Source organism: Bacteroidales bacterium (assembly GCA_023229505.1).
Taxonomy (GTDB): domain Bacteria; phylum Bacteroidota; class Bacteroidia; order Bacteroidales; family JAGOPY01; genus JAGOPY01.
The window spans coordinates 1-5801 of record JALNZD010000082.1 but is presented as its reverse complement, the minus strand read 5'-3'; the positions used below and the strand labels follow the sequence as shown (position 1 = coordinate 5801).

4 protein-coding genes are annotated in these 5801 nt (G+C 38.0%); 3 read left to right on the top strand and 1 reads right to left on the bottom strand.

All coding sequences use genetic code 11. From position 1 onward, the window contains the following. Positions 1–299: 299 nt before the first annotated feature. Positions 300–1616, top strand: a complete 1317-nt coding sequence (gene ltrA / locus M0Q51_16920; GenBank protein ID MCK9401654.1) for a group II intron reverse transcriptase/maturase — start codon at positions 300–302, stop codon at positions 1614–1616. A gap of 67 nt (positions 1617–1683) precedes the next feature. Here the strand turns inward: ltrA and M0Q51_16915 are convergent, their stop codons facing one another. After that, on the bottom strand, positions 1684–2541 hold the full coding sequence (locus M0Q51_16915; GenBank protein MCK9401653.1) for an integron integrase: 858 nt from the start codon (positions 2539–2541) through the stop codon (positions 1684–1686). Positions 2542–2959: 418 nt separating this feature from the next. Here M0Q51_16915 and M0Q51_16910 point away from each other — a divergent pair, with 418 nt between their 5' ends. Continuing rightward, positions 2960–4048 carry a beta-lactamase family protein gene (locus tag M0Q51_16910; protein MCK9401652.1) on the top strand — a complete coding sequence of 363 codons (1089 nt, stop codon included), beginning with the start codon at positions 2960–2962 and terminating at the stop codon, positions 4046–4048. A 251-nt stretch (positions 4049–4299) separates the two neighbouring features. After that, positions 4300–5217, top strand: coding sequence for a M23 family metallopeptidase (locus M0Q51_16905; protein MCK9401651.1), 918 nt, complete (start codon positions 4300–4302; stop codon positions 5215–5217). The last annotated feature ends 584 nt before the right edge of the window (positions 5218–5801 follow it).

Genomic DNA, 5801 nt, shown 5'->3' with positions numbered 1-5801 from the left:
TTATCCGGGTAAGTAACCACAGCTTTACAACGCCCAAAGAACATAAAAAGGGTAGTTATGTAGATGTCGCAGGAATCGGAGGAAGGAAAATGCTCTTACCGGGGGAGATCCATGTGTGTCGGTAACGGTACACCGGGAAGTCAGCAGAGGTCATAGTAGATACAGGAAACGAGCCGTCATAGATAGCCGGAGGCCTCACCTGAGTATCGAAGGACTGAACATTAAGTTGTTCCAAATTCTGCAGGGAGACTTTGCCAGCCCTGCCATAAGCGGAACAGAGCATAACAGCATAACAAAAGATGATAGAACAGGTAATTGACCGAAGGAACATACGACTTGCGAGTCAGCACGTCAAGGCCAATAAAGGGTCGGCGGGAGTTGACGGCATGCGTGTGACGGAGCTATCCAGGCACCTGAAAATACACAGGGACAAGATATGCTCGGACATCGTACTGGGCAAATACCTGCCTCAACCCATCTTAGGGGTAGAGATACCCAAGAGCAACGGTAAAACTCGTCTATTAGGCATACCGACGGTAACCGACCGTATGCTTCAACAGGCAGTCAGCCAGGTGATCATGTTAAGATTTGAGTTGGAGTTCAAGTCACACAGCTATGGATTCCGGCCAAATCGCAATGCCCAACAGGCAGTACAGCAGGCGCAAACGTATATCAATGAAGGTTACCAACACATTGTTGACATAGACCTGAAAAACTTCTTTGATGAAGTAGACCACTGTATGCTGATGCAACTACTGTACAACAAGGTAAAATGTCCCATCACGCTGCGGCTGGTACGCAAATGGCTGAGAGCCCCGATATTGATAAAGGGGAAACTCACCAAACGCAGAAAAGGCGTGCCACAGGGCAGCCCTTTAAGTCCGCTGTTATCCAACATTCTTTTACATGAATTGGATAAAGAGTTGGAAAGACAAGGGTTGCGCTATGTACGCTATGCCGATGACTTTAGTATTTATACGAAAAGTAAACAGGCAGCCCGACAGGCAGGAAACAGTATTTACCTTTTCCTCAGGGATAAGTTAAAACTTCTTATCAACCGGGAGAAAAGCGGCATACGCCGACCTGTCGACTTTGAAATACTGGGATACAAATTCGTTCCCACGTACATCAAAGGTGAAAAGGGAAAATACCAACTGGTAGTAAGCGATAAAAGCTGGAAAACACTCAAACAAAACCTCAAAACCATAACCCGGAAAACTGCACCAGAAACTTTTTCTGAACGCGTCAGACAACTGAAAATCATTCAACAGGGTTGGCTAAATTACTTCCGCATGGCAAGTATCCACGGCAAACTCCGGGATATTGACGGTTGGGTACGCAACAGGCTTAGGTATTGCATATGGCACGACTGGAAGAAACCTGAAAGGAAAAGGAAGAACCTAATCCGCTTAGGAGTTGACTATCGTCATGCCTATGCATGGAGCAGAACGAGAATGGGAGGCTGGGCTGTGTCTCAAAGCCCGATTCTTGTCACGACAATAACGCTAAGCAGGCTAAAGAAGAGAGGTTACGAACCGATGCTCGACTATTATCTGAAAGTCGCTCCCCAACTTAATGAACCGCTGTATACGAGGCCCGTACGTACAGTGGTGTGAGAGGCGCACCCCGTCAGCTATTGCTGGCGGGGCCGTCTACTCGATTATGCCCTTTTGCTTTTCTATTTTAATAATCAAGTGGACTTTTCACTCCAAGCTTGTTACTGTTTAAGACATGAGTATAAATCATGGTTGTTCTAATGTCATTATGGCCCAACAATTCCTGCACTGTTCTAATATCATATCCGTTTTCTAAAAGATGTGTTGCAAAACTATGACGGAAAGTGTGGCAACTGGCCTTTTTTAAAATTTCTGCGTGCTGTATGGCTTTTTTAATTTCTCTTTGAACTGCGCTTTCATGTAAATGGTGTCTTCTTTCAATGTTTTTTTCTTTGTAAAAATATCTTGTTGATGCCGGAAAAACCCATTGCCAGATTAACTCTTTTTCAGCATTTGGATATTTCTTTTGTAGTGAATATGGTAATTCAACAGTTCCAAATCCTTTTTCAAGGTCTTGCTTATGGGTTAACGCTACACTTCTAAATTGATCCTTTAACTGTTCTTTTATAGAAATGGGTAAAATGGTTATCCTGTCTTTTTCTCCTTTGCCATCTCTGACAATAATCTGGTTATAATTAAAATCAATATCTTTTACCCTTAATTTCAAGCACTCTAAGAGCCTCAAACCAGAGCCATACAATAAATTTGCAATTAGCCAATAAACACCTTTTAAATTTGATATGATTAACCTGGCTTCTTCCTTCGTAAAAACAACCGGAATATGTTTGCTTCGTTTTGCCCTGACAATATTATTACCAAGTTCAACTTCCATGTTTAACACATAACGATATAGAAAAAGGAGAGCACCAAGAGCCTGATTTTGTGTTGAAGCAGAAACATGTCTTTCGGTCGCCAGGTATGATAAAAACTCGTTGATCTCATATTTACCCATCTCCGCTGGATGTTTTTTATTAAAGTAATAGATGTATTCTTTTATCCAATGAATATAAGATTCTTCTGTTCTGTGGCTTTAATGACGTAATTGTATTTGGTCGTGAACCAGCTCTAGTAATTTTTTTGGCTGTTGTATCATTGTTTCATTTTTTTTACTTAATTTAGCGGTATAAATTTACAGAAAAATTTGTTAGGCAGTGTTTACAAAGCATATTATATATAATAATTTGGAAATCAATTTTTAAACAAAAGTCTAACGAGTGATAGACTGCAAATTTGCAGCCTATTTAGTAGTTAGGCATTTTGGTTTAATTTCATTATGCCAATATCTGATTCTAGTATTTTAAAGAATTGCTAAATAAAATTTAGGAGTATTAATGAAAACTTCAGTTATGAACTTAGAATAGATCTTCTCAAGTAAAAAGAATTACATATTCCCTTTACTTCTAATGTTTCTTCTCTCATTTTTTTCCCAATCATGCACAAACGATTCTTCAATTACCGAACCGGCAAATCAAATTTTAACTACTGAAACTATAGCTAAACTGGAAGCGGCGGCAGATAAGGTAATGATGGAGAATCAAGCACCGGGTTTAATAGCATACATTGGGGTAGAAGGCGAACAAGAATTATTTATAACCCGCGGTGTAGGCAACCTGACAACAAATGAACCAATGAATGTGAATAACTACTTCAGAATTGCCAGTGTAACTAAAACCTTTACTACCGAAGCTGTACTTATACTTGCTTGTGAAGGGCAAATTGATCTTAATAAATCTGTATCTTATTATCTGCCTGAATTGAATATACCGGAGGGGGATAAAATTACAGCAAGGATGCTTGGCAATATGTCAAGCGGGTTAGTAGATTGTTTGAATGATTCGGCAATTAACGTTTCATACCGTAATAGTCAGGGCACAATAAGGTTTACGCCTGAAGAACTTGTAGCTCCTGCGTTCAAGTATCCATTGCAATTTACACCCGGCGCTAAGTACAATTATAGCAATACAAATACAATTTTATTAGGTCTTATAATCAAAAAGGTAACAGGAAAACCTGTTAAGGAGGTTTTTCAGGAAAAAATTTTTCAGCCATTAGGTTTAACTCACACATTTTGGCCGGAAACAAATTATCTGCCGACTCCGTATCATCATGCATATACCTGGTCTATAGGCTCACTTTCTGATGTTACATACTGGAGTAATTCAATTGGTGATGCTGCAGGAATATTGATATCGAATTTTTCAGACTTAATAATATGGGCAAGGGAATTGAAAGAAAGAAAACTTTTATCTGAGAGCATGAAAACTGAAAGATATGCATGGATAAATGGAGACAATCCCGGTGTAAGTTATTATGGTTTTGGAATTGAAAAAATGGGTAGTTGGATTGGCCACCCGGGTTTAATTATGGGTTATAATAATCAGGTTTGGTACAATGCTGATAAAAAAATAACTATTATCGTCACTTCAAACTGCGAGGAAGGGCAGCCGGCACTTGTAGCATTCGCTGAATTTGCTTCGATTCTGGGTCAGTGAAGCATTAAAAAATAAAATATCATCAAAATAGGATTTTGTAAAAACCATACCCTTCATCGGAAATATTTTTAGGAGTTACTATGAGAAACTTCATTTTACTATCCATTTTAATATGCACTTTCAGCTTCATATCCTGTAATAAAGAAACCGTTTCAGAACCCCAGGATAATTCCAACCAAAAAATTGAAGTCATAATAAACGACATACCTTTTCCAACCGATATGTACCATAGAATACCTTATACGTTAAAAATGTGGGAATATGAAAAGGAAGGGCTGACATTAGAACAAGTTCAGATTTTAGACTACAATTCAAATACTGAATTATTTACAATAGATAAATCCCAACTGCCTTTAATTTTTAAAGAGCCTCTTCAGCAGTTTCCATACTTTACGCAAGATAAAATCTTTTACTACTACATGTCTATCCAGCTTCCTCTTGTTTTAGATAAACCCAAACCAGCAAAGATTTTTCACCGGTTTATACTAAAGAATAGTAAAAATGAAAACGTAGTGGTGGAAGGAGGATCATTTGTCCCGAGGTTTAATGAATCTCCCATTGTTATAGGATCTCCGGTTAAAGGAAAAAACTGGATTTTCATGAATCAATCGTCTATGGGCTCACACTTTAAAGTTTTATTCTTTGTAAATTCTAAAATAATGAACAGTGAAAGGTTTGCTTTTGACAATGCGCAGCTTAATGATTCTTTTAATGCTTATTATCAGGGCGATCCTAAAGTAAACAGCTCATATTTTAATTACCTTGATACTCTTTATGCTGTTTCAAATGGGGTAATAACCTCCATTACGGATGGCAGGCCTGAAAATCATGGCAATGCTCAGGATGTTCAATTTAACAATCTTGATGAGATGGACGGCAATTATTTAGAGATGGATATCGGAAACGGCATGTATGCTCTCTATGCTCACATTCATCCAAATTCTTTTTTTGTAAAAGTTGGAGACATTGTTAAGGAAGGTGATCCTTTGGCTTTAATTGGTAACTCAGGTAATTCAACATCTCCCCATCTTCATTTTCAAATTTCCGACGGTACAGATTTCTTGTCAAATGGTATTCCGTTCGTATTAAAGACTTATACTAAACTTGGAGTTACGACGCAGGTATTTACTAACTCCATGCCTGAGGAATTCACAGTTATTTCTTTTTAGGAATATTTACACTTATGAGAAAAAAGTATCATCGATTTATAAGACAACAATATATTTGCCGGAATATGATATACCTGGTAAAGATGAAATTACTATTCGAGTGCTTCGTAATTATGAATAGCAGGTTCCGGATATGGATTTGGAGTTGAAATGATTAAGGATTTGTTTGGACATTCCGGAGGTATTGTTGGATGGAATAGTATGGTCTTCTATGACAAAACAAAAAAGATCACAATAATTACACATGCAAACTCATTAGATGATCAACCGGCTGGCTATGCTTTTGAAGAATTTGCAAAGGTTCTAGGATATTAGTAATAGTCATTAAAACTTAACGGAGGAAATAATGCGAGCTAAAAAATGCCTAACCCGTTCTTCAAGCCGCCCGCTTTAAACGTTGCGGCATTTGTGTAATTATAAAGTTACGTAACAAAAGTTAGTTTCTCTTTAAAGTAGGTCCCGAGTTTGACACTTCATTTTTGTAATTGATTTATATACAGCACAGTAATGGCTTGCATAGAGGTTTGTGCCACTACATTTCGTTCTTTTTTATAAGATTTTAGATGGTATTCTCATGTTCATAG

Coding starts and splice junctions, on each gene's coding strand:
- M0Q51_16905 (MCK9401651.1), top strand. CDS start 4,300: ATGTGGGAATATGAAAAGGAAGGGCTGACATTAGAACAAGTTCAGATT.
- ltrA (MCK9401654.1), top strand. CDS start 300: ATGATAGAACAGGTAATTGACCGAAGGAACATACGACTTGCGAGTCAG.
- M0Q51_16910 (MCK9401652.1), top strand. CDS start 2,960: ATGTTTCTTCTCTCATTTTTTTCCCAATCATGCACAAACGATTCTTCA.